At 70.9% G+C, this 21094-nt stretch carries 24 protein-coding genes; 6 read left to right on the top strand and 18 right to left on the bottom strand.

What is annotated here, in order from left to right:
- The first annotated feature begins 26 nt into the window (after positions 1-26).
- Positions 27-413, top strand: a complete 387-nt coding sequence (locus tag ABZ154_RS03345) for a helix-turn-helix domain-containing protein (protein WP_356828566.1) — start codon at positions 27-29, stop codon at positions 411-413.
- On the opposite strand, the gene mutM is transcribed toward ABZ154_RS03345, so the two are convergent.
- From mutM to ABZ154_RS03300, 9 genes are all read right to left on the bottom strand, one after another.
- Positions 386-1246 carry a bifunctional DNA-formamidopyrimidine glycosylase/DNA-(apurinic or apyrimidinic site) lyase gene (gene mutM, locus ABZ154_RS03340; RefSeq protein ID WP_356828564.1) on the bottom strand — a complete coding sequence of 287 codons (861 nt, stop codon included), beginning with the start codon at positions 1244-1246 and terminating at the stop codon, positions 386-388. The two genes, ABZ154_RS03345 and mutM, sit on opposite strands and share 28 nt — an antisense overlap.
- A gap of 148 nt (positions 1247-1394) precedes the next feature.
- The gene (rnc, locus tag ABZ154_RS03335) at positions 1395-2219 is read right to left on the bottom strand and encodes a ribonuclease III (protein ID WP_356828562.1); all 825 of its coding nucleotides are present in this window, start codon (positions 2217-2219) and stop codon (positions 1395-1397) included.
- Between the two features lie 19 nt (positions 2220-2238).
- A complete protein-coding gene (gene rpmF / locus ABZ154_RS03330; RefSeq protein WP_003965982.1) occupies positions 2239-2412 on the bottom strand; it encodes a 50S ribosomal protein L32 in 174 nt (57 codons plus the stop codon).
- A gap of 2 nt (positions 2413-2414) precedes the next feature.
- Positions 2415-3086, bottom strand: a complete 672-nt coding sequence (locus ABZ154_RS03325) for a DUF177 domain-containing protein (protein ID WP_356828560.1) — start codon at positions 3084-3086, stop codon at positions 2415-2417.
- Positions 3087-3258: 172 nt separating this feature from the next.
- On the bottom strand, positions 3259-4416 hold the full coding sequence (locus tag ABZ154_RS03320) for an ATP synthase F0 subunit B (protein WP_356828558.1): 1158 nt from the start codon (positions 4414-4416) through the stop codon (positions 3259-3261).
- A 99-nt stretch (positions 4417-4515) separates the two neighbouring features.
- Complete coding sequence (gene coaD, locus ABZ154_RS03315; RefSeq protein ID WP_356828823.1) at positions 4516-4995, bottom strand: pantetheine-phosphate adenylyltransferase; 480 nt, start codon at positions 4993-4995, stop codon at positions 4516-4518.
- Between the two features lie 26 nt (positions 4996-5021).
- A complete protein-coding gene (gene rsmD, locus ABZ154_RS03310; RefSeq protein ID WP_356828556.1) occupies positions 5022-5606 on the bottom strand; it encodes a 16S rRNA (guanine(966)-N(2))-methyltransferase RsmD in 585 nt (194 codons plus the stop codon).
- 126 nt (positions 5607-5732) lie between these two features.
- Positions 5733-7958 (bottom strand): ATP-dependent DNA helicase RecG, encoded by a 2226-nt coding sequence (recG, locus tag ABZ154_RS03305; protein ID WP_356828554.1) that lies wholly within the window; start codon positions 7956-7958, stop codon positions 5733-5735.
- A 58-nt stretch (positions 7959-8016) separates the two neighbouring features.
- Positions 8017-9717 carry a DAK2 domain-containing protein gene (locus ABZ154_RS03300; protein WP_356828552.1) on the bottom strand — a complete coding sequence of 567 codons (1701 nt, stop codon included), beginning with the start codon at positions 9715-9717 and terminating at the stop codon, positions 8017-8019.
- A gap of 256 nt (positions 9718-9973) precedes the next feature.
- Between ABZ154_RS03300 and rpmB the strand changes: the two genes are divergently transcribed.
- The gene (gene rpmB, locus ABZ154_RS03295; protein ID WP_019762972.1) at positions 9974-10159 is read left to right on the top strand and encodes a 50S ribosomal protein L28; all 186 of its coding nucleotides are present in this window, start codon (positions 9974-9976) and stop codon (positions 10157-10159) included.
- Between the two features lie 116 nt (positions 10160-10275).
- Here rpmB and thiD read toward each other — a convergent pair whose 3' ends face one another.
- Together thiD and ABZ154_RS03285 are read right to left on the bottom strand one after the other, a co-directional pair.
- The gene (gene thiD / locus ABZ154_RS03290) at positions 10276-11085 is read right to left on the bottom strand and encodes a bifunctional hydroxymethylpyrimidine kinase/phosphomethylpyrimidine kinase (RefSeq protein WP_356828549.1); all 810 of its coding nucleotides are present in this window, start codon (positions 11083-11085) and stop codon (positions 10276-10278) included.
- 66 nt (positions 11086-11151) lie between these two features.
- Positions 11152-12123 carry a thiamine-phosphate kinase gene (locus ABZ154_RS03285; RefSeq protein ID WP_356828547.1) on the bottom strand — a complete coding sequence of 324 codons (972 nt, stop codon included), beginning with the start codon at positions 12121-12123 and terminating at the stop codon, positions 11152-11154.
- Positions 12124-12363: 240 nt separating this feature from the next.
- Between ABZ154_RS03285 and ABZ154_RS03280 the strand changes: the two genes are divergently transcribed.
- On the top strand, positions 12364-12597 hold the full coding sequence (locus ABZ154_RS03280; RefSeq protein WP_015611652.1) for an Lrp/AsnC ligand binding domain-containing protein: 234 nt from the start codon (positions 12364-12366) through the stop codon (positions 12595-12597).
- Positions 12598-12781: 184 nt separating this feature from the next.
- Here ABZ154_RS03280 and ABZ154_RS03275 read toward each other — a convergent pair whose 3' ends face one another.
- The 3 genes from ABZ154_RS03275 to ABZ154_RS03265 are packed head-to-tail and all read right to left on the bottom strand — an operon-like array spanning position 12782 to position 15751.
- Positions 12782-13957: a D-alanine--D-alanine ligase family protein gene (locus tag ABZ154_RS03275; protein WP_356828545.1), complete on the bottom strand. Its 1176-nt coding sequence runs from the start codon at positions 13955-13957 to the stop codon at positions 12782-12784.
- A gap of 34 nt (positions 13958-13991) precedes the next feature.
- Positions 13992-15002 (bottom strand): NAD(P)H-dependent glycerol-3-phosphate dehydrogenase, encoded by a 1011-nt coding sequence (locus ABZ154_RS03270; protein ID WP_356828543.1) that lies wholly within the window; start codon positions 15000-15002, stop codon positions 13992-13994.
- Positions 14999-15751: a lysophospholipid acyltransferase family protein gene (locus ABZ154_RS03265; protein ID WP_356828541.1), complete on the bottom strand. Its 753-nt coding sequence runs from the start codon at positions 15749-15751 to the stop codon at positions 14999-15001. The genes ABZ154_RS03270 and ABZ154_RS03265 overlap by 4 nt, the downstream gene beginning before the upstream one ends.
- A gap of 162 nt (positions 15752-15913) precedes the next feature.
- On the opposite strand from ABZ154_RS03265, the gene cofC reads away from it, so the two are divergent.
- Positions 15914-16597, top strand: a complete 684-nt coding sequence (gene cofC, locus ABZ154_RS03260; protein WP_356828539.1) for a 2-phospho-L-lactate guanylyltransferase — start codon at positions 15914-15916, stop codon at positions 16595-16597.
- 10 nt (positions 16598-16607) lie between these two features.
- On the top strand, positions 16608-16811 hold the full coding sequence (locus tag ABZ154_RS03255) for a hypothetical protein (protein WP_018509660.1): 204 nt from the start codon (positions 16608-16610) through the stop codon (positions 16809-16811).
- Between the two features lie 104 nt (positions 16812-16915).
- Here the strand turns inward: ABZ154_RS03255 and ABZ154_RS03250 are convergent, their stop codons facing one another.
- The 4 genes from ABZ154_RS03250 to leuC form a co-directional block, all read right to left on the bottom strand.
- The gene (locus tag ABZ154_RS03250) at positions 16916-17608 is read right to left on the bottom strand and encodes an HU family DNA-binding protein (protein ID WP_356828537.1); all 693 of its coding nucleotides are present in this window, start codon (positions 17606-17608) and stop codon (positions 16916-16918) included.
- 142 nt (positions 17609-17750) lie between these two features.
- On the bottom strand, positions 17751-17978 hold the full coding sequence (locus ABZ154_RS03245; protein WP_015611645.1) for a hypothetical protein: 228 nt from the start codon (positions 17976-17978) through the stop codon (positions 17751-17753).
- Between the two features lie 104 nt (positions 17979-18082).
- A complete protein-coding gene (leuD, locus tag ABZ154_RS03240) occupies positions 18083-18676 on the bottom strand; it encodes a 3-isopropylmalate dehydratase small subunit (RefSeq protein ID WP_356828535.1) in 594 nt (197 codons plus the stop codon).
- A 2-nt stretch (positions 18677-18678) separates the two neighbouring features.
- The gene (gene leuC, locus ABZ154_RS03235) at positions 18679-20106 is read right to left on the bottom strand and encodes a 3-isopropylmalate dehydratase large subunit (RefSeq protein WP_356828533.1); all 1428 of its coding nucleotides are present in this window, start codon (positions 20104-20106) and stop codon (positions 18679-18681) included.
- Positions 20107-20279: 173 nt separating this feature from the next.
- On the opposite strand from leuC, the gene ndgR reads away from it, so the two are divergent.
- Positions 20280-20996: an IclR family transcriptional regulator NdgR gene (ndgR, locus tag ABZ154_RS03230; protein WP_003966003.1), complete on the top strand. Its 717-nt coding sequence runs from the start codon at positions 20280-20282 to the stop codon at positions 20994-20996.
- Positions 20997-21094: the final 98 nt, after the last annotated feature.

Below are 21094 nucleotides of genomic sequence, written 5' to 3'. Positions count from 1 at the left end.
GCGCTGTGCGCGCGTAAGCTGGAGACATGGCCAGCGACACGGGCGACCTCGCCTTCGACGTCTTCTCCCGGCAGTGCCCCTCACGCTCCACGCTGGAGCACGCCACCGGCCGCTGGGGCAGCCTGACGCTGGGCGCACTGTACGAGGAGAGCCTCCGGTTCAACGAGCTGCGCCGCCGGGTCGACGGGGTCAGCGAGAAGATGCTCTCCCAGACGCTGCACGCCCTGGAGCGCGACGGGCTCGTCCTGCGGGAGGCCCAGCCGGTCAATCCGCCCCGGGTGGATTACGAGCTCACCCCGTTCGGCCGCGAGGTCGCGGAGCAGCTCCTCCGGCTCATCCATCTCGTCGAGGGGCGGATGGACGACGTACTCGCCGCCCGGACGCGTTACGACGCGACGCGCGGCGGCCGCTGACAGCGTGGGCAGAAGTAGCTGGACCGGTTCATCCAGGCACGGCGGCGCATCGGCGTCCCGCAGCGGCGGCACGGCTCGCCCTCCCTGCCGTACGCGTCGAGCGAGCGGTCGAAGTAGCCGGACTCACCGTTCACGTTGACGTACAGGCTGTCGAAGCTGGTGCCGCCCTGGGCGAGAGCCGCGTTCATCACGTCCCGGGCGTGGCCGAGCAGCTCGGCCGACCTCGGGCGGGTGAGGGTCGCGGTCGGCCGGTCGTAGTGCAGCCTGGCCCGCCAGAGCGCCTCGTCCGCGTAGATGTTGCCCACGCCGCTGATCAGCGACTGGTCCAGGAGCGCGCGCTTGACCGTCGTACGGCGCAGGCGCAGGGCGGTGTGGAACGCGGCGTCGTCGAAGAGCGGGTCCAGCGGGTCCCGGGCGATGTGCGCGATGGTGTCGGGCAGCCCGTCGGCGGTGGTGTCGTGGAGCGAGAGCCCGCCGAAGGTGCGCTGGTCGACGAAGCGCAGCTCGGTGCCGAGCGCGTCGTCGAACCGCATCCGGATCCGCAGGTGCTTCTCGTCGGGCGCTTCCGAGGGCTGCACCAGCAGCTGTCCGCTCATGCCGAGGTGGCCCAGCAGCGAGGAGGCGGCCTCGTCGATCGGCACCCAGAGGTACTTGCCGCGGCGCATCGCCGTACCGAACCGGACCCCGCGCAGCCGGGCGGCGAAGTCCGGGCCGCCCGCGAGGTGCCGGCGGACCGAGCGCGGGTGCAGGACCTCGACGTCGGTGACGGTGCGGCCGCTGACCCAGCGCTCCAGACCCCGGCGTACGACTTCGACCTCGGGCAGCTCGGGCACGGTGGACCACTCCAGACACGACGACGGTAGTACGGGGGCACGGGGCCGGCTCCCCGGGCGGGACACGGGCAACAGGTCTTCCGGAACCCGCCCCCGGGACAGGGAGAACCCCCCGGCGCACAAGGCACCGAGGGGTTCTCGTCCTGCTTCAGGCCGGAGCGGCGTCCGTCTTCGGCAACGGGTCGGCAGGGGTGTCGGCGGCCCCTCCGTCGGCCGCGGACTTCTCCGCGGCCTGCCGTGCCTCTGCGGCGGCGCTGATCTCGCGCCAGGCGGATTCCGCCGCCTGCTGCTCCGCTTCCTTCTTGCTACGGCCGGTGCCGGTGCCGTACGAGACACCACCGACGCGAGCAGCAGCAGTGAAGGTCTTCTCGTGGTCCGGGCCGGTCTCCGTGACGAGGTACTCGGGGACTCCGAGGCTCTCGCTCGCGGTGAGCTCCTGGAGGCTGGTCTTCCAGTCCAGGCCGGCACCGAGGTTCGAGGACCTGTCGATCAGCGGGTCGAAGAGCCGGTGGACCAGCTCCGAGGCCGCGCCGAGGCCCTGGTCGAGATAGACCGCGCCGATCACTGCTTCCAGTGTGTCGGCGAGGATGGAAGCCTTGTCCCGGCCACCCGTGCCCTCTTCACCGCGGCCGAGCCGGATGAAGGAGCCGAGTTCGAGGCCGCGGCCCACTTCCGCAAGTGCACGCGAGTTGACCACCGCGGCCCGCAACTTGGCCAGCTGGCCTTCGGGCAGGTCGGGGTGGGTGCGGTACAGCGTATCCGTGACCACCAGGCCGAGCACCGAATCCCCGAGGAATTCGAGCCGCTCGTTGGTGGGCAGACCGCCGTTCTCGTACGCGTACGAACGGTGGGTCAGCGCACGCACCAGAAGGGCGGACTCGAGGTGATACCCGAGCCGCCCTTCCAGAAGCGTGTGGGACGAGGCTGTGTTGACGTTGTCTGCCTGCTTCTTGGCACTGGACAACTCAGACATCGGGCCTCTCACCAGCCGCTCAGACCTCGAGGACCTGGCGCTTGTTGTAGGTGCCGCAGCTCGGGCACGCAATGTGCTGGAGCTTCGGCTCCTGGCAACGCTCGCACGAAACCAGGGTGGGGACCGCAGCCTTCCACTGCGACCGGCGGTGGCGCGTGTTGCTGCGCGACATCTTCCGCTTCGGAACAGCCACGGCTACTTCTCCTGCTTCTCGTCGACGCCCGGTTCGGCGCCGCCCATGTTGTCCTTCTCGCCGTCCTGAACGGTGTCGGCGAGTCCTTGCAGTGCCGCCCAACGAATGTCGACGGCGTCGTGGTGGTGGCCCGGGTTCTCGTCCAGTCTGATTCCGCATTCGGAACACAGACCGGCGCAGGTCTCCTTGCACACCGGCTGCATGGGCAGTGCGAGCACTACCGCGTCACGCAGCACTGACTCGAGGTCGAACAAGCCGTCCTCGAGGAAGAACCTGTCCTCGTCGTCCTCGGCGTCGTCGGCCGGGTCCGCCGCACTGCTGCGGCCCCGGTCATCGGCGTCAGGGTACGAGAACATCTCCTGGAAATCCGCGTCGACCTCAATGGTCAGCGGCTCCAGACACCTTACGCACTCCCCCTCGGCGCTCGCACGGGCGGTACCTGTGACAAGCACCCCTTCCATGACCGATTCGAGTCGGAGGTCCAGCTCCAGGGGCGCGCCTTCCGGCACACCGATGACGCCGTCGATACCGAGAACCGGTGAACCGGGTGCGTCCACCGAGCGGGTCAGCCGCTTCAGGGCACCTGGACGCCGACCCAGCTCGCGCGTATCGAACACGAGAGGGTTGCGGTGGTCGAGGTGGCCGTTCAGGGCGTTTCCTGCTTTCGAAATCATGGGGTGCGGTGCTGCGAGGGAAGTGGCCGTCTACGGTCCGGAGTCAAATCGTCCCGATTCGTAGACGAAACGGGCAGGCGAGATCGCGGACCTATGTGCGACCGAGGATTCAGGATACTGGACGGACCGCTCAGCACCCAATCGGCCCAGGGCCTCCCCCGGGCCCCTACGGTCAGCGGCCCTCTTCGTAGCGGCGCAGCTGCTCCAGGTCGATCATGCTGGTGTCGAAGAGGCTGGTCTCGTCCAGCGTGCCCTGGTTCTGCTGGGCGGGCACCTGGGGCTGCTGCTGCTGCTGCCAGTCGTACTCCGGCTGGGCCTGCGGCTGGGGCGGGTACTGGTTCGGGTCGTAGGCGGGCTGCTGGTAGGCCGCGTACGGGTCCGGCACCTGCTGGTAGCCGTACGGGTCCTGCCCCTGGTGCGGCTGCTGCTCCTGGTGCGGCGGCTGCTCCTGGTAGCCGTACGACGCCTGCGCGTACTCGGCCTGTCCGTACTCAGCCTGCGCGTAGCTCGGCTCGGCCTGCGGCGGCTGGGCCGGGTACTCGGGCTGCTGCTCCTGGTAGAGCGGCCGCTGGGGCGCCTCCTGCGGCGCCGGGGCGGCCAGCTCGGCGAGGCCCGCCAGGTAGTCGGCGTCGCTGGTGTGGCCCTGGGCGCCCGCCGCGTCCTGGGCGGCCATGTGGGCCCCGAGGTCGTCGGAGGCGACCCTGCCGTGCAGCTTCTGCCGGCCGCGGCCGACCGCCTCCAGGGTCTTGGCGAGCACCGCCTCGAAGGCGCCGAACTTGGCGTCCACGTACGCGTCGGCCCGCTGCCGCAGCGTCTCCGGGTCGGCGCTGCGCTCAGGAGCCTCGGCGAAGTCGGGGTCCTGGTAGCCCTGCTCGTCCAGGCCCTGGCCGCGGCCGAGGAGCTTCTCGCGGCCGCGGTCCACGGAGCCGATGGTCTTGGTGAGGACGACCTCGAAATTGGCGAGCTTGCTGTCGACGTAGTCGTCGGCCTCGGCCCGGACCTCCTCGGCCTCGCGACGGGCCTCGGCAAGGATCCGGTCGGCCTCGCTCTGCGACTGGCGGGCGATCTCGGTCTCGGCGATCAGTGACGAGCGCTGGGCATGGGCGGACCGGATGATCCGCTCGGCCTCCTGCCGGGCCTGCTCGGCGAACTGCTCCTGGCCGCCGATCAGCTCCTGGGCGTGGGCGAGCGAGCCGGGCAGGGCCTCGCGCACCTCTTCGAGCATGGCGAGCAGCTCGGCGCGGTTGACCACGCACGAGGCCGACATGGGCATGGATCGGGCGCTCCCGACCGCTTCGACGATCTCGTCGAGCTTCTTCTGCACGTCCACCGTGTGCTCGCCACTCTCTGCTGCTCTGTTGGAGACGGACGGGACGACTGTAAGGCCAGTCGACGGCCGCCCGACACCTGCTGACGGGCCGTCAGCCGATCAGCGCTCGTCCAGCCGCTTCGTGAGCGCCTCGTGGACCGTGGGCGGCAGCAGGTGGGAGACGTCGCCACCCCAGGTCGCGACCTCCTTGACCAGCGAGGACGACAGGAAGCTGTACGTCGGGTTGGTCGGCACGAAGAGCGTCTCGACGCCCGAGAGGCCGTTGTTCATCTGGGCCATCTGGAGCTCGTAGTCGAAGTCGCTGACGGCCCGCAGGCCCTTCACGATCGCCGGGATCTCCCGCTGCTTGCAGAAGTCGACCAGCAGGCCGTGGAAGGACTCCACCTCCACGTTGCCGAAGTCGGCGGTGACCTCGCGGATCAGTCCGATCCGCTCGTCCACGGTGAACAGCCCCTTCTTGGACTGGTTGATCATCACCGCCACGTGCACCACGTCGTACAGCTTCGAGGCTCGTTGGATGATGTCGAGATGTCCGTTGGTGATGGGGTCGAAAGACCCCGGACAGACGGCGCGGCGCACTGTGATTCCCTCGCTCTCCGGTCCGGTCATCGTGCGTCTTCGCACGTAGCGGCGGCGCGACCGTACCAAAGCGTTCCCTCGCCGTAGCGACGGGCCCGCAGTGGCTCGAATCCGGCGGGCCAGCCGAATTCTCCGCCCCGGGTGCTGCGTTCCACCGTGACGAGCGCATCGGCTGTGAGCCACCCCTGAGCACGGAGTGTGAGCAGGATCTCGCGAAGATCGTCGTCGGTGACGGCGTAGGGAGGGTCCAGGAAGACGATGTCGTACGGGTCCGAGGGCGCCGGTCCTGTCACGATCTGCCCGGCTTTGCCGGTACGGACCTCGGCGCCGGGCAGGCCGAGGGTGCGGACGTTGTCCCGGACGGTGCGCGCCGCCTTCTGGTCCGCCTCGACGAGCAGGGCGTGAACCGCGCCGCGGGAGAGCGCTTCGAGGCCGACGGCGCCGGATCCGGCGTACAGATCGGCGACGCGGAAGCCCTCCAGGGTGCCGAGCAGCGCTTCCCAGGTGGAGAAGAGGCCCTCCCGCGCACGGTCGGAGGTGGGGCGGGTGCCGGTGCCGGGCGGTACGGCCAGGCGGCGTCCGCCGGCCGATCCGGCGATCACGCGGGTCATGGGTGTCGGGTCCTCGGGGTCGTGGGTGGCTGCAGGGGCACGCGGCGGGCGCGCGGCCCTTCCGTCCACGATATGGCGTGCGGCCCGCAGCGGCCCGTCCGCCTCTCCCCCGGCGCCCCTGCGCGCTCAGCCCTTGTCGAGGTACTCCTCGCGGTCCTTGTCCAGCAGCGCGGCCAGCACCGTGCGCAGCTCCGGCAGGTGCTCGAGCTCCGGGTCGGCGGCGACGACCGCGACGGCCTCCTCGCGGGCGGCGGCGATGACCTCCTCGTCGTCGATGACGGTGAGCATCCGCAGCGAGGAGCGCACCCCGGACTGGGCCTGGCCCAGCACATCGCCCTCGCGGCGCTGCTCCAGGTCGATGCGGGAGAGCTCGAAGCCGTCGAGGGTGGCGGCGACGGCGGAGAGGCGGGCGCGGGCGGGGCTCGCCTCGTGTGCCTCGCTGACCAGCAGGCAGAGCCCGGGGGCCGAGCCCCGGCCCACGCGGCCGCGGAGCTGGTGGAGCTGGGAGACGCCGAACCGGTCGGCGTCCATGATCACCATGGCGGTGGCGTTGGGGACGTTGACGCCGACCTCGATGACGGTGGTGGCGACCAGGACGTCGACGTCCCCGGCGGCGAACCGGCGCATCACGTCGTCCTTCTCGTCCGGGTGCATCCTCCCGTGCAGCACCTCGACGCTCAGCCCGGCCAGCACGCCCTCGCGGAGCTCTTCGGCGATCTCCAGGACGGCGAGCGGCGGCCGCTTCTCCGGGTCCTCCTCGGAAGCCTCGGCGGGGGCCTTCTTCGCGGCCTTCCCCTTCTTCCCGTCCGCCTCCTCCGCGTCGTCGCCGATGCGGGGGCAGACCACGTACGCCTGGTGGCCGTTCTCCACCTCCTCGCGGACCCGCTCCCAGGCACGGGCGAGGAAGTGCGGCTTGTCCTTGGCGGGGACGACGTGGCTGGCGATCGGGGAGCGGCCGGCCGGGAGCTGGTCCAGGACGGAGGTCTCCAGGTCGCCGAAGACGGTCATCGCGACCGTACGGGGGATGGGGGTGGCGGTCATGACGAGGAGGTGGGGCGGCTGCTTCCCCTTGGAGCGCAGGGCGTCGCGCTGTTCCACGCCGAAGCGGTGCTGCTCGTCGACGACCACGAGGCCGAGATCGTGGAACTGCACCTTGTCCTCGATCAGGGCGTGGGTCCCGATGACGATGCCGGCCTCGCCGGTGACCAGGTCCAGCAGGGCCTGCCGACGGGCAGCCATGCCCATGGAGCCGGTGAGCAGCACGACCTTCGTCCCCCGGTCCGAGCCGCCGAGCATGCCGCCCTCAGCAAGCTCACCCATCATCTCGGTGATGGAGCGGTGGTGCTGCTGGGCGAGGACCTCGGTGGGGGCGAGCATCGCGGCCTGGCCGCCCGCGTCGACGACGGTGAGCATGGCGCGCAGGGCCACCATGGTCTTGCCGGAGCCGACCTCTCCCTGGAGGAGGCGGTGCATGGGGTGCTCGGTGGCCAGGTCGTCGAAGATCTCCCTGCTGACCTTCTCCTGGCCCTCGGTGAGGGTGAACGGGAGCTTGGCGTCGAAGGCGTCCAGCAGGCCGTCGGCGACGGGTCGGCGGGCGACGGCGGGGAGCTGGGTGTCGGCGTACCGGCGGCGGGCCAGGGCGACCTGGAGGACGAACGCCTCGTCCCACTTGAGCCGGGCCCTGGCGTCCTCCACATCCGCCTTCGTCTTCGGCCGGTGCACCTTGAGCAGGGCCTCGGGCAGCGGGGTGAAGCCGCGCCCCTCGCGCAGGGAGGCGGGCAGCGGGTCCACCGCGTCCTGTGCGCTGGGCAGCACTGCGTCGACGGCCTTGGCGATCCGCCAGGAGTCGAGCTGCTTGCAGGCGGGGTAGATCGGCAGCAGCCGTCCGGCGAAGGCGTCCACGGCCTCGGTCGCCTCGTCGGCGCCGGAGGCGTCGAGCAGTTGGTACGTGGGGTGGGCGAGCTGCATCTTGCGGTTGAAGACGGAGACCTTGCCCGCGAACATCGCCTGGCGGCCCGGGAGCAGCTCCTTGTGCGGCTTGTGGACGCCGTGGCCGAAGAAGACCAGCTGGAGACGGCCGCTGCCGTCGGTGAGCGTGACCTCCAGGCGCTTGCCCCGGCCGTTGTTGAACATCAGGATGCGGGCGTCGGCGACCTGGGCGAGCACCGTGACGTGCTCGTCCAGCGGGAGGTCGGCCAGCGCGGTCAGCTTGCCGCGCTCCTCGTACCGCCGCGGGTAGTGGTGCAGCAGATCACCGACCGTGTGCAGGTCGAGGTGTTCGGCCATCACCTTCGCGGTGGCTCCGCCGAGCAGCGTCTTGAGAGGTTCATCGAACGAGGACACGCGATCCATTGCACACCACGGCACTGACAAGTGTCCGCCGGGCGCGACGACACGCCCCCGGCTGCGGCTACTCGACGCCGATCAGCAGCGGTGCGCGCTGATGCCCGCCGCGGTAGACCACGGTGTCCACGGCGAGATAACCCTCGCGTACGTGCTCCTCCAGCGCGTCGGCGAGCGCGTCGGGGACGTCCTCGCCGAGGACGAGGGTGACCAGTTCGCCGCCGGCCGCCAGCATCCGGTCCAGGACGGTGCGGGCGGTGGCCGGGACGTCGGCGCCGATGACGGCCACATCCCCGTCGATCAGGCCGAGGATGTCCCCGGCCTGGCAGATGCCCGCCATGGTCCACGACTGACGCTCGGCTACGGCGAGTTCGGCGTAGCGGGTGGCGCCGGCGGCGGCCGTCATGGCGACGACGTCCTCGTCGAAGCCCCGGTCCGGTTCGTGGACGGCGAGGGCGGCGATGCCCTGGACGGCGGCGCGGGTGGGGACGAGGGCGACCCTGACCCCCTCGGTCCTGGCCTGCTCGGCGGCGGCGGCCGCGGTGTGGCGCAGGGCCGCGTCGTTGGGCAGCAGCACCACCTCGCGGGCATGGGCGCGGCGGATGGCGTCGACCAGTTCGCCGCTGGCGGGGGGTTCGCCGGGGCGGGCGATCACGGTGGTGGCGCCGGCCTCGGTACAGAGCCCGGCCAGGCCGTCGCCGGGGACCACGACGACGACGGCGCGCTGGGCGGGTTCGGCCTGGACGCGGACGTCGTGGCCGCTCTCGGTGGCGAAATGGGTGATCCGGATCCGGTAGGGCCGCCCGGCCTCGACGCCCGCCTCCACAGCGGCCCCGGCGTCGTCGACATGGACGTGGACGTGCCAGAGCCCGTCGCCGCCCACCACGACCAGGGAGTCACCGAGCGCGTCGAGCCGGGTGCGCAGCCGGTCCACCTGCGCGTCGCGGGCCTCCAGGAGGTAGATCACCTCGAAGGCGGGCCCGCCGCCGTCCGCGTCCTCGGGGCATTCGGGGGGGCCCTCCACCACGGCAAGGCCGTCCGCCGGAACGCCCCCCGCCGGCGGCCCCACCACCGGCCCCCCGTCCACAGGAGCCGCGGCCTTCCCGGACCCGGTACGAGACCCCCGTACCGGAGGTTGCCCGGTCACCGCCTCCACCAGCGCCCCCAGGACCGCCACCAGCCCCCGCCCCCCGGCATCCACCACTCCGGCCCGGCCGAGTACGGCGAGCTGCTCCGGGGTCCTCGCCAGGGCGGCGCGCGCCCCCTCGTACGCGCTGCTCACCACGGCGTACAGGTCCGGCTCCTCGCCCTGCGCGGCTTCGGCGGCCGCGGTGGCGACGGTCAGCACCGTGCCCTCCACCGGGTGGGCGACGGCCTGCCGGGCGGCCGCCGCGGCCCGGGTCAGGGCGAGGCGCAGGTGGGCCGCGTCACCGCCGTCGGCCAGCACCCCGGCCATGCCGCGCAGGAGCTGGGCCAGGATCGTGCCGGAGTTCCCTCGGGCACCGATCAGGGCGCCGTGCGCCATGGCGCGTACGGCGTCGGCGGTGGCGGGTGCGGTGGTGCCGGTCTCATGGGCGGCGAAGACCGCTTCGACGGCCGCGGCGGCGGACTCGAGGGTCAGATAGAGGTTGGTGCCCGTGTCCCCGTCGGCGATGGGATAGACGTTGATCGCGTCGATCTCCGCGCGCTCGCGGCCGAGGGCCTCCAGGGCCAGTGAGCACCAGGTGCGCACCGCGACGGCGTCCAGATCGTCGGGGAGCTGCGGCACCGATGGTCCTCCTTGAAGCGGCCGTGGCAAACGGGCTGCACCGCAGGTTAGCCCGCTTGCGGGGGTCCCGTTCGGGACAGGGGGCGGGAGGGCGGTGGGCCAACCCGTGGTAGTTTCGTATCTCCGAAGCAGGCGTTGTATGCTGCTTCGGTTGCCCGATGAGAGTCGGGCCATTCCTCCGGTACCGCCACTTCATTCAATGATTCCGGCGCGCCGGAATTCACTGTAAGTGCATCTGAAGTCTTTGGAGTGACCCGTGGCTGCCAACTGCGACGTCTGCGGCAAGGGGCCGGGCTTCGGCAACAGCATTTCGCACTCGCACCGCCGTACGTCCCGTCGCTGGAATCCCAACATCCAGCGCGTGCGTGCCGTGGTCGGTCGAACGCCGAAGCGGCTCAACGTCTGCACCTCGTGCATCAAGGCCGGCAAGGTCGCGCGCTGACGTATCCGTCGTAGCGCAGCCTTCCGGTTGCCCGAAAAGCCGGTCCACCTCGGTGGACCGGCTTTTTGCTGTGCTCATCCGGCGATGAACATCCGGCTGCGCTCATCCCGCGGTGATCATTCAGCGAGGCGGGTCCGCCAGCCGTGGTCGACCGGGCCGATGCCGCCGCCGAGCGCGAATCCGCCCCGGATCGCGCCGGTGACGTATGCCTTCGCGCCCTCCACCGCCGTGGGCACGTCCTGACCGAGCGCGAGCCCGGAGGCGATGGCGGAGGCGAGGGTGCAGCCGGTGCCGTGGGTGTGCCGGTTGTCGTAGCGGGGGGCGCGCAGCCAGTGTTCCGCGCTCCCGTCGGTGAGCAGGTCGACCGCCTCGCCGGGCAGGTGGCCGCCCTTGATGAGCGCCCAGCGCGGTCCGAACGCGAGGATCTCCTCGGCTGCCCGGCGCATTCCGTCCTCGTCGGTGACCGTGACGCCCGTGAGCTGGGCCACTTCGTCGAGGTTCGGGGTGGCCACCGTGGCGACGGGCAGCAGCTTCGTCCGTACGGAATCGAGGGCCTCGGCGGCGAGCAGCGCGTCCCCGTGCTTGGAGACCCCGACCGGGTCGACGACTACGGGGGCGTCCGTCCCGGCGAGGAGGTCGGCGACGGTCTCGACGAGCGCGGCCGAGGAGAGCATCCCGGTCTTCACCGCCTGGACGCCGATGTCGTCGGCGACACTGCGGTACTGGGCGCGTACGGCGTCCACCGGGAGCTCCCACGCGCCCTGGACGCCGAGGGAGTTCTGCGCGGTGACGGCGGTGATCACGCTCATGCCGTGCACACCGAGGGCGAGCATGGTCTTCAGATCGGCCTGGATCCCCGCACCGCCGCCGGAGTCGGATCCGGCGACGGTGAGGACGCGTGGTGGTACAGCGGTACGTATGGGCATGCGCAGCAATCTAGTACGCGCACGCGCGCGCCAAGGGTTCACGCGTGAGCCCTGCGCTCGGCCGCGCTAGTAGCTGTCCTCGATCGCGCCGAAGTGGTCCCAGCCGCCCTTGCTGGTCCAGGGCGCCCCGTCGACGGTGACCTGGGGCAGGGCGGACGGGTTGAGGACCTCGCCGATCACCTTCCAGCGGGCGGGGAGCTTCACGTCGGGCGGGAAGGTCGCCACGATCGCGTGGTCCTCTCCCCCGGTCAGCACCCACTGGAGCGGGTCGACGCCGACGGCCTGGCCGATGTCGGACATCTGCGAGGGGATGTCGATGAGGCCGGAGCGCAGGTCGATCCGGACCTTGCTGGCCTCGGCGATGTGCCCCAGGTCCGCGACCAGCCCGTCGCTGACGTCGGTCATCGCGGTGGCGCCGAGGCCGGCGGCCGCGGGGCCCGCGTGGTACGGCGGTTCGGGGCGGCGGTGGGCCTCCACGAAGGCGCGGGGCGAGCGGAAACCGCGGGAGAGCACGGCGTATCCGGCGGCGGACCAGCCGAGCCAGCCGGTGACGGCGACGACGTCGCCGGGCCGGGCGCCGGAGCGGGTGACCGGTTCGTGGTTACGCAGGTCGCCGAGGGCGGTGATGGCGACGGTGATGGTGTCGCCGCCGACCACATCCCCGCCGACGACGGCCGCCCCCGCCACCTGGCACTCGTCGCGCAGCCCGTCCATCAGCTCGGCGGCCCAGGTGACCGGGAGGTCGGCGGGGACGACGAGGCCGAGGAGCAGCGCGGTGGGCACGGCGCCCATGGCGGCGATGTCGGCGAGGTTCTGCGCCGCCGCCTTGCGGCCGACGTCGTACGCCGTCGACCAGTCGCGGCGGAAGTGCCGCCCTTCCAGCAGGATGTCCGTACTGGCCACGACCCTGCGGTCGGGAGCGGCCACGACCGCGGCGTCGTCGCCGGGCCCCAGCCGTACCGCCGGAGTGGTGGTGAGCCGGGACGTGAGCTCTCTGATGAGCCCGAACTCCCCCAACTCGCCCACGGTTCCCTTCACCGAGTCTCACCTCTCATTTATCGCCCCGGACACCCGTCCGGGCCCCCGGTCGCGAGCCGTCACTGCTGTCGGTACCGTCGAAAGAGCTGTCGGCACCGCCAAGGGATACGTCAACTTCCGCACTCCGCACGCCACGCTGTGGACGTCACACGGCCCGTAGGTCTCCCCGTCACCCTCGGCGACGCGATAACGTGGCGTCCCTTTCCCCCACATGATCCTCGTGGCCGCCCTGGAGGTTCCGTGGTACAGGCGTACATCCTCATTCAGACCGAGGTGGGCAAGGCGTCGATCGTCGCCGAGACCATTTCCAAGATTCCGGGAGTCATCCAGGCAGAGGACGTCACCGGTCCGTACGACGTGATCGTGCGGGCCCAGGCCGACACGGTCGATGCACTCGGCCGCATGGTGGTCGCCAAAGTGCAGCAGGTGGACGGCATCACGCGCACCCTGACCTGTCCGGTCGTCCACCTCTGACCCCCGTCCGGTGCCGCGCGTGGGACGCGCGGTCTTCGACCACGGTTCTCCGCCCCGGCACCGTGATCCTCCGCGCGCTGACGGGGCGATCGTACTGCGCCGCGCCGCCCCGCGGTCCACGAAGACGGATGCCCCACGCCAGGAAGGCCGGGACGGCCCTCGCCGTCCCGGCCTTCCTGGTCTCTCAGCGCAGTCCGGTGGAGCGGGTCAACGCGGCCTGGATCAGCCGGTCGACCAGCTCCGGGTAGCTCACGCCGCTCTCCTGCCACATGCGCGGGTACATGGAGATCGGGGTGAAGCCCGGCAGGGTGTTGATCTCGTTGATGACGAAGGTGCCGTCCTCGGTGAGGAAGAAGTCGGCGCGCACCAGGCCCTCGCAGGAGGTGGCGTCGAAGGCGGCGACGGCGAGCCGCTGGACCTCGGCGGTCTCCTCCGCGGTGAGCGGGGCGGGCACCAGACCGGCGGCCGAGTCGATGTACTTCGCCTCGAAGTCGTAGAACTCGTGCGCGGTGACCGGCGGGATCTCGGCGGGCACGCTGGCGCGCGGTCCGTCCTCGAACTCCAGCACCCCGCACTCGATCTCGCGGCCGCGCAGCAGCGACTCCACGAGGAACTTGGGGTCGTGGCGGCGGGCCTCCTCGATCGCCGCGTCGAGGCCGGAGAGCTCGTCGACCTTGGTGATGCCCATGGAGGAGCCGCCGCGGGCGGGCTTGATGAAGAGCGGCCAGCCGTGCTCACCGGCGAAGTCCACGATCCGCTTGCGTACGGCGGAGGGGTCGCGGTCCCACTCGCGCGGGCGGACGACCTCGTACGGTCCGACCGGCAGCCCGAAGGAGATGAAGACGCGCTTCATGTACTCCTTGTCCTGGCCGACCGCCGAGGCGAGGACGCCCGCGCCGACGTAGGGCACACCGGAGAGTTCGAGCAGCCCCTGAAGGGTGCCGTCCTCCCCGTACGGGCCGTGCAGCACGGGGAAGACGACGTCGACCTCGCCGAGCGCCTTGGGCACCGAGCCGGGTTCGGTGTAGACGACCTCGCGGCTGCCGGGGTCCACAGAGAGCACGACGCTGCCCTCGGCGGACTCGGTGAGCCGGTCCACGTCGGGGACCTTGCGGTCGGTGATGGCCATGCGTTCGGGATCGTCCGCGGTGAGCGCCCAGCGGCCGTCCGTCGTGATGCCGATCGGCAGGACGTCGTACTTCGTCCGGTCGATGGCCTTCATGACGGCGCCGGCCGTGACGACCGAGATGCCGTGTTCGGAGCTGCGGCCGCCGAACACGACGGCCACACGCGGCTTGCGGCGCTGCTGCTCAGGGCTCTCGGGGCGCTCAGGGCTCTGGGGGAGGTTCTCGCTGCTCATATCGCGATGAGCGTACCTGCTGGTAAGGGAGACGTCAGCGTCGCTCGGCCTTGGCGCTCCGCGACATCAGCTCCTTGACGGCGACGACCGGGGACTTGCCCTCGTGGACGATGGAGACGACGGTCTCCGTGATCGGCATGTCGACCCCGTGCCGGCGCGCCAGATCGAGGACCGATTCGCAGGACTTGACGCCCTCGGCGGTCTGCTTGGTGACGGCGATCGTCTCCTGGAGCGTCATGCCGCGGCCGAGGTTGGTGCCGAAGGTGTGGTTGCGCGAGAGCGGCGAGGAGCAGGTGGCCACCAGGTCGCCCAGGCCCGCGAGTCCGGAGAACGTCAGCGGGTCGGCGCCCATGGCCACGCCCAGGCGGGTGGTCTCGGCGAGGCCGCGGGTGATGAGGGAGCCCTTGGTGTTGTCGCCGAGGCCCATGCCGTCCGCGATGCCGACGGCGAGGCCGATGACGTTCTTCACGGCGCCGCCGAGCTCGCAGCCGACGACGTCGGTGTTGGTGTAGGGCCGGAAGTACGGGGTGTGGCAGGCGGCCTGGAGGCGCTGGGCGACGGACTCGTCGGCGCAGGCGACGACGGCGGCGGCGGGCCGGCGCTCGGCGATCTCCTTGGCGAGGTTGGGTCCGGAGACGACGGCGATGCGGTCGGCGGTCACCTTGGTGACGTCCGCGATGACCTCGCTCATGAGCTTGGCGGTGCCCAGCTCGACGCCCTTCATCAGGGAGACCAGGACGGTGTCCTGGTCCAGGTGCGGGGCCCAGTCGGCGAGGTTGGCGCGCAGCGTCTGGGAGGGCACGACGAGGAAGGCGAACTCGGCTCCGCGCAGAGCCTCGGCGGGGTCGGTGGTGGCGCGGATCGACTCGGGGAGCTCGATACCCGGCAGGTAGTCCGGGTTGGTGCGGGTGGTGTTGACGGTCTCGGCGACCTCGGCGCGGCGTCCCCAGAGGGTGACCTCGCAGCCCGCGTCGGCGAGGATCACGGCGAACGCCGTACCCCATGAGCCGGTTCCGAAGACGGCTGCTTTTACGGGGTGCGTCACGTGGATCCCTTTCCCTGCGCCCTGCGCCGTTGTTCAGCACGGGCTTTGCGGTGATCGTAGAGCTCGGCGGGGGCCTTCTCCCCGCGTACGTCCTCCAGCTGGCGGGTGATCGCGGCCATGATGACCTCGGTCGCCTGGCGCAGCACCTCGGGCGTCGGCTCGACATCGTAGAAGCGGCTGAGGTCGATGGGGGGGCCTGCCTGGACCGTCAGCGTCTTGCGGGGGAACAACCGGAGCTTGTTCTCCTTGGCGTACGGCGGCATCGCGAGGTTGGCGCCCCACTGGGCGACCGGGATGACGGGGGCCCGGGTCATCAGCGCCACCCGGGCGGCACCGGTCTTGCCGGCCATCGGCCACATGCCGGGGTCACGGGTGAGGGTGCCCTCGGGGTAGAAGGCGACGCACTCGCCGCGCTCGATGGCGTCGACGGCGGCCCGGAAGGCGTCCAGGGCGTTGGCCGTCTCACGGTAGACGGGGATCTGGCCGGTGCCGCGCAGCATCATCCCGACGAAGGGGGTGCGGAAGAGGCCCGCCTTCGCCAGGAGCCGGGGCACGCGTCCGGTGTTGTACTGGAAGTGGCCGTAGGAGAGCGGGTCCAGATAGGAGTTGTGATTGACGGCGGTGATGAATCCGCCGTCTGCCGGAATGTGTTCCATCCCCCGCCAGTCGCGCTTGAACAGAACCACCAATGGCGGCTTGGCGATAACCGCCGCCAGGCGGTACCAGAAGCCGATTCTGCGGCGGGACACTCGGACACCTTCCTCTAGGGACCTCATCGGAACTTTCGACCTGTTGCCGGCTACCGACGGTCAAGTCTCGCCCCAGGCCCCTCCTCTGTCGAGAACACCGTACGCCTCACCCTCCGGCCCGGCGCTCCGGGTTGTCGTACCGGCAGGCGAGAATAAGTCCTCATGGTCACGGAGGGGGAGATCACCACGAACACCGATCCGGCGGAGCGCTGGTCCCTCGTCGTTCCGCTGAAGCCACTCGCGCGGGCCAAGAGCCGCCTGGGGCGGGCCGCGGGCGAGCTCGCCCGGCCACGCCTGGCCCTGGCCTTCGCCCAGGACACGGTGGCCGCGGCGCTCTCCTGTTCCCGGGTGCGGGATGTGGTGGTCGTCACGGACGACGCGGCGGCCGGGGCCGCCCTTTCGGCGCTCGGCGCGCGGATCGTGCCGGACGTCCCGGCGGCCGGGCTCAACGCCGCGCTGGCGTACGGGGCGCGCTCGGTTCGTGCCCTCGCGCCCGCCCTCCCGGTGGCCGCCCTCAACGCGGATCTGCCGGCCCTGCGCGCCCAGGAATTGGCTCGGGTGCTCGATTTTGCCTCCGCTTTTCCCCGGGCATTTCTCCGGGACGCGGCGGGAATCGGAACGACATTTCTGGCCTGCGCCGGGGAAACGGAATTGCGCCCGGCTTTCGGCGGCCTCTCCGCCGCCCGCCATCTGGCTTCGGGCGCGGTGGAAATAACGCTGCCCGCGGTCGACTCGGTGCGCCGGGACGTGGATACGGGGGAGGACCTGGAGGTGGCCCTGGCCCTCGGAGTGGGGACGTACACGGAGCGGCTCGGAGCCGCGCTCCCCCTCACCCCGGACCGATAGGCTGCCGCCCATGCAGGCGACCTCGTACACGTACGACCCCGAGACCCGCACCGGCAGCGTGCTGCTGGACGACGGCACCCCGGTGGAGTTCGACGCCCCGGCCTTCGACGCGGGGGGTCTGCTGCTGCTGCGCCCGGGGCAGCGGGTGCGGATCGAGGGCGAGGGCGAAGGCGCCGCCCTGCGGATCACGCTGGTGACGCTGCAGACGTTCTAGGGGATGCCGCCCGGGCCCGAACGGGCCTCGGACAGCCCGCGGGCCGGGCTCCCCTCAGGGGGAGCCCGGCCCGGCGCGTGTGAGGAGCGAGCGGGTGCCCGGTCTCACTTCTTGCGTGCGGTGGCCTTCTTGGCCGTGGTCGTGCGCGCCGTGGTCTTCTTCGCGGGCGCCTTCTTCGCCGTGGCCTTCTTGGCGGGCGCGGTCTTGCTGGGCGAGGCCTTCTTGGCGGTCGCGGTGGCCTTCTTCGCCGGGGTCGCCTTCTGCGCGGCCGGCGTGGACTTCTTCGCCGTGGCGGTCGCCTTCTTGGCGGTGGCCTTCTTGGCGGTGGCCTTCTTGGCGGTGGCGGTGGTCTTCTTCGCCGGTGCCACGGCCTTCGTGGCGGTGGCCTTCTTCGCCGTGGCCTTCTTCGCGGCCGACTTCTTGGCGGCGGCGGCCTTGACCGTCGTGCGGGCGGCGGAAGATCCGCCCGAGAGGCTGCCCTTGGGAGCCTTCTTCACGGCCACGTCGTTCTTGGGGAGCTTCTTGGAGCCGCTCACCAGGTCCTTGAACCCCTGACCCGCGCGGAAGCGGGGCACCGAGGTCTTCTTGACCCGGACGCGCTCACCCGTCTGCGGGTTGCGGGCGTACCGGGCGGGGCGGTCGACCTTCTCGAACGAGCCGAAACCGGTGACCGAGACACGGTCCCCGGCGACAACGGCACGGACGATCGCGTCGAGTACCGCGTCGACAGCGTCTGCGGCCTGCTGGCGGCCGCCGACCTTGTCGGCAATCGCTTCTACGAGCTGCGCCTTGTTCACGTCTTCCCCTTCGGAGACATTGCCAGAACGAAAGTGTTCAGGCTTTTTCGCACGTTAGGCAGATATATACCGCAAATCAAACACGAAACGGGCTAATCACCCTAGTGCCGCAACGAAGTCGACCGATGCGCAGTTCCACGTGTCAGTCACCTTCGGGGAATCGGCCCTCATCGAGGTCCTTCATCAACCGGTCCAGACGCCTTGCCGCGTCCGGGAGATCGTGCTTCGCCGCGGCCGTGACGACCAGCAGCTTCCGGGACAGCGCCATCCGTACGCTCTCCGGGACTTGCAGTGCACGCACCTTCGCGTGCGCTTCCTTCAATCGGTCGGCGACTTGGCCATAGAGCTTGAGTTGGCTGTCGCGTTCCATGCACCGATTGTGCCATCTGGGGCGAGTTGTCGCCCGAGGGGGGCTCAACAAGCGACTGCGCCCCCTGCCCGGAGGCAGGGGGCGCAGTCATGGAAAAGCGCTGCTCAGGCGTCAATTGTACGCGGTTTGTGGGACGGCCTGGCCGCCTCGTGAGCCGTGATGTCCGCTTCGTTCTGAAGGGTGAGACTGATGTCGTCGAGGCCGTTGAGCAGTCGCCAGCGGGCGTTCTCGTCCAGCTCGAAGTCGGCGGTGATGCCCTCGGCGCGGACCTGGCGGGTCTCCAGGTCGACGGTGACCTCGGCGGTCGGGTCGGCCTCGGTCAGCTCCCAGAGGGAGTCGACGGCCTTCTGCTCCAGGACCACGGTCAGCAGGCCGTTCTTCAGCGAGTTGCCCCGGAAGATGTCGGCGAAGCGGGAGGAGATGACGGTCTTGAAGCCGAAGTTCTGCAGGGCCCAGACCGCGTGTTCGCGAGAGGAGCCCGTGCCGAAGTCGGGGCCGGCCACCAGGACCGAGGCACCCTGGCGCTCGGGGCGGTTGAGGACGAAGTCGGCGTCCTTGCGCCACGCTTCGAAGAGCCCGTCCTCGAACCCGTCGCGGGTGACCTTCTTCAGCCAGTGGGCGGGGATGATCTGGTCGGTGTCGACGTTGCTGCGGCGCAGCGGGACGGCCCGGCCGGTGTGTGTGGTGAAGGCTTCCATGGCTATCGGACTCCGGCGGGGGTACGGGTGTCGGACAGGTCGGCGGGCGAGGCCAGATGGCCCAGTACGGCGGTGGCGGCGGCGACCTGGGGCGAGACCAGGTGGGTACGGCCGCCCTTGCCCTGCCGGCCCTCGAAGTTCCGGTTCGAGGTGGAGGCGGAGCGCTCGCCGGGGGCCAGCTGGTCCGGGTTCATACCGAGGCACATCGAGCAGCCCGCGTGCCGCCATTCGGCGCCGGCTCCGGTGAAGACCTTGTCCAGGCCCTCGGATACGGCCTGGAGCGCCACCCGCACGGAGCCGGGAACGACCAGCATCCGTACCCCGTCGGCGACTTTGCGGCCGTCCAGGATCGCCGCGGCGTTACGCAGGTCCTCGATGCGGCCGTTGGTGCACGAACCTACGAAGACGGTGTCCACGCTGATCTCGCGCAGCGGCTGCCCGGCGGTCAACCCCATGTATTCCAGGGCCTTTTCGGCGGCGTTGCGCTCCGATGCGTCCTCGTACGAAGCGGGGTCGGGGACGTTCGCGGAGAGCGGCGCGCCCTGGCCGGGGTTGGTGCCCCAGGTGACGAACGGGGCCAGTTCGGTGGCGTCGATGACGACCTCGGCGTCGAACACGGCGCCGTCGTCCGAGCGCAGCGTCTTCCAGTACGCGAGGGCCGCGTCCCACTCCTCGCCCTCGGGGGCGCAGTCACGGCCCTCCAGGTAGGCGAAGGTGGTCTCGTCCGGGGCGATCATGCCCGCCCGGGCGCCGGCCTCGATCGACATGTTGCAGATGGTCATCCGGGCCTCCATCGAGAGCTTCTCGATGGCGGAGCCGCGGTATTCGAGGATGTAGCCCTGGCCGCCGCCGGTGCCGATCCTGGTGATGATCGCCAGGATGAGGTCCTTGGCGGTGACGTCCTCGGGCAGCTCGCCGTCGACCGTGATGGCCATGGTCTTCGGGCGGGCCAGCGGCAGCGTCTGGGTGGCCAGGACGTGCTCCACCTGGCTGGTGCCGATGCCGAACGCCAGCGCGCCGAACGCCCCGTGCGTGGAGGTGTGGGAGTCGCCGCAGACCACGGTGGTGCCGGGCTGGGTCAGGCCCAGCTGGGGGCCGACGACGTGCACGACGCCCTGCTCGACGTCGCCGAGCGGGTGCAGCCGTACGCCGAAGTCCGCGCAGTTCTTGCGCAGGGTCTCCAGCTGGGCGCGGGAGACCGGGTCGGCGATCGGCTTGTCGATGTCGAGGGTCGGGGTGTTGTGGTCCTCGGTGGCGATGGTGAGGTCGAGGCGTCGCACCGGACGTCCGGCCTGGCGCAGACCGTCGAAGGCCTGCGGGCTGGTCACCTCGTGCAGCAGGTGCAGATCGATGTAGAGAAGGTCGGGCTCGCCCTCCGCGCGCCGGACAACATGGTCGTCCCAGACCTTCTCCGCGAGTGTCCTACCCATCGCTTTCCCTCCGGCCGGCGTCTTCGCCGGCCCAACTAGAGATTCGGTGCGCCGCCGTCCGGATCCCCTGCGGGGCGGTGGCTGCGGGCCGTTGTGGGGCCGCCCGTACAGGTTCGCAACTTCCGCCGAAAATTGAACTTGCGTTTCACAGAGTGAGACGGGAGTATCGTCGTATGGACAACTCTAGCGGCGTCGGCGTTCTCGACAAGGCAGCTCTGGTATTGAGCGCCCTGGAGTCCGGTCCGGCCACCCTCGCCGGGCTGGTCGCGGCGACCGGGCTCGCACGGCCCACGGCTCATCGACTGGCCGTGGCACTGGAACACCACCGGATGGTGGCGAGGGATATGCAGGGCCGGTTCATTCTTGGCCCCCGGCTGTCGGAACTGGCGGCCGCGGCGGGCGAGGACCGCCTGCTGGCCACGGCCGGACCGGTACTCACCCACCTGCGGGACATCACCGGCGAGAGCGCACAGCTCTACCGCCGGCAGGGCGACATGCGCATCTGCGTGGCAGCGGCGGAACGGCTGTCCGGACTCCGGGACACGGTGCCGGTCGGCTCGACGCTCACCATGAAGGCGGGCTCCTCCGCCCAGATCCTGATGGCCTGGGAGGAGCCGGAGCGTCTGCACCGCGGCCTCCAGGGCGCCAGGTTCACGGCGACGGCGCTCTCCGGCGTACGGCGGCGGGGCTGGGCACAGTCGATCGGCGAGCGGGAGCCGGGCGTCGCCTCGGTCTCGGCCCCGGTGCGCGGCCCCTCGAACCGGGTGGTCGCCGCGGTCTCGGTCTCCGGGCCGATCGAGCGACTGACCCGCCACCCGGGCCGGATGCACGCCCAGGCGGTCATCGACTCGGCAGCGCGGCTGAGCGAGGCCCTGCGCCGCACGGGCTGACCGTCCCAGCCCCGCACACGTCTCCCCCTGTTCCGGAAGGCCGCTCCAGCGCCGTGGCGGCCCTTTTTCCCTTCTCCGAGGTCAACAGCGTTGCGACG

It is taken from the genome of Streptomyces sp. NPDC006261, from assembly GCF_040613515.1.
In the GTDB taxonomy this organism is placed as follows: domain Bacteria; phylum Actinomycetota; class Actinomycetes; order Streptomycetales; family Streptomycetaceae; genus Streptomyces.
This window is presented reverse-complemented; position numbering and strand designations above follow the sequence as displayed.

Excerpts from the sequence above, each read along its gene's own strand:
- rsmD (WP_356828556.1), bottom strand. The coding sequence starts at position 5,606 with ATGACCCGCGTGATCGCCGGATCGGCCGGCGGACGCCGCCTGGCCGTA.
- ndgR (WP_003966003.1), top strand. The coding sequence starts at position 20,280 with ATGGACAACTCTAGCGGCGTCGGCGTTCTCGACAAGGCAGCTCTGGTA.
- ABZ154_RS03245 (WP_015611645.1), bottom strand. The coding sequence starts at position 17,978 with ATGGAACGCGACAGCCAACTCAAGCTCTATGGCCAAGTCGCCGACCGA.
- leuC (WP_356828533.1), bottom strand. The coding sequence starts at position 20,106 with ATGGGTAGGACACTCGCGGAGAAGGTCTGGGACGACCATGTTGTCCGG.
- ABZ154_RS03325 (WP_356828560.1), bottom strand. The coding sequence starts at position 3,086 with ATGATTTCGAAAGCAGGAAACGCCCTGAACGGCCACCTCGACCACCGC.
- ABZ154_RS03275 (WP_356828545.1), bottom strand. The coding sequence starts at position 13,957 with ATGAGCAGCGAGAACCTCCCCCAGAGCCCTGAGCGCCCCGAGAGCCCT.
- rnc (WP_356828562.1), bottom strand. The coding sequence starts at position 2,219 with ATGTCTGAGTTGTCCAGTGCCAAGAAGCAGGCAGACAACGTCAACACA.
- ABZ154_RS03345 (WP_356828566.1), top strand. The coding sequence starts at position 27 with ATGGCCAGCGACACGGGCGACCTCGCCTTCGACGTCTTCTCCCGGCAG.
- ABZ154_RS03255 (WP_018509660.1), top strand. The coding sequence starts at position 16,608 with ATGCAGGCGACCTCGTACACGTACGACCCCGAGACCCGCACCGGCAGC.
- leuD (WP_356828535.1), bottom strand. The coding sequence starts at position 18,676 with ATGGAAGCCTTCACCACACACACCGGCCGGGCCGTCCCGCTGCGCCGC.
- cofC (WP_356828539.1), top strand. The coding sequence starts at position 15,914 with ATGGTCACGGAGGGGGAGATCACCACGAACACCGATCCGGCGGAGCGC.
- thiD (WP_356828549.1), bottom strand. The coding sequence starts at position 11,085 with ATGCCCATACGTACCGCTGTACCACCACGCGTCCTCACCGTCGCCGGA.
- recG (WP_356828554.1), bottom strand. The coding sequence starts at position 7,958 with ATGGATCGCGTGTCCTCGTTCGATGAACCTCTCAAGACGCTGCTCGGC.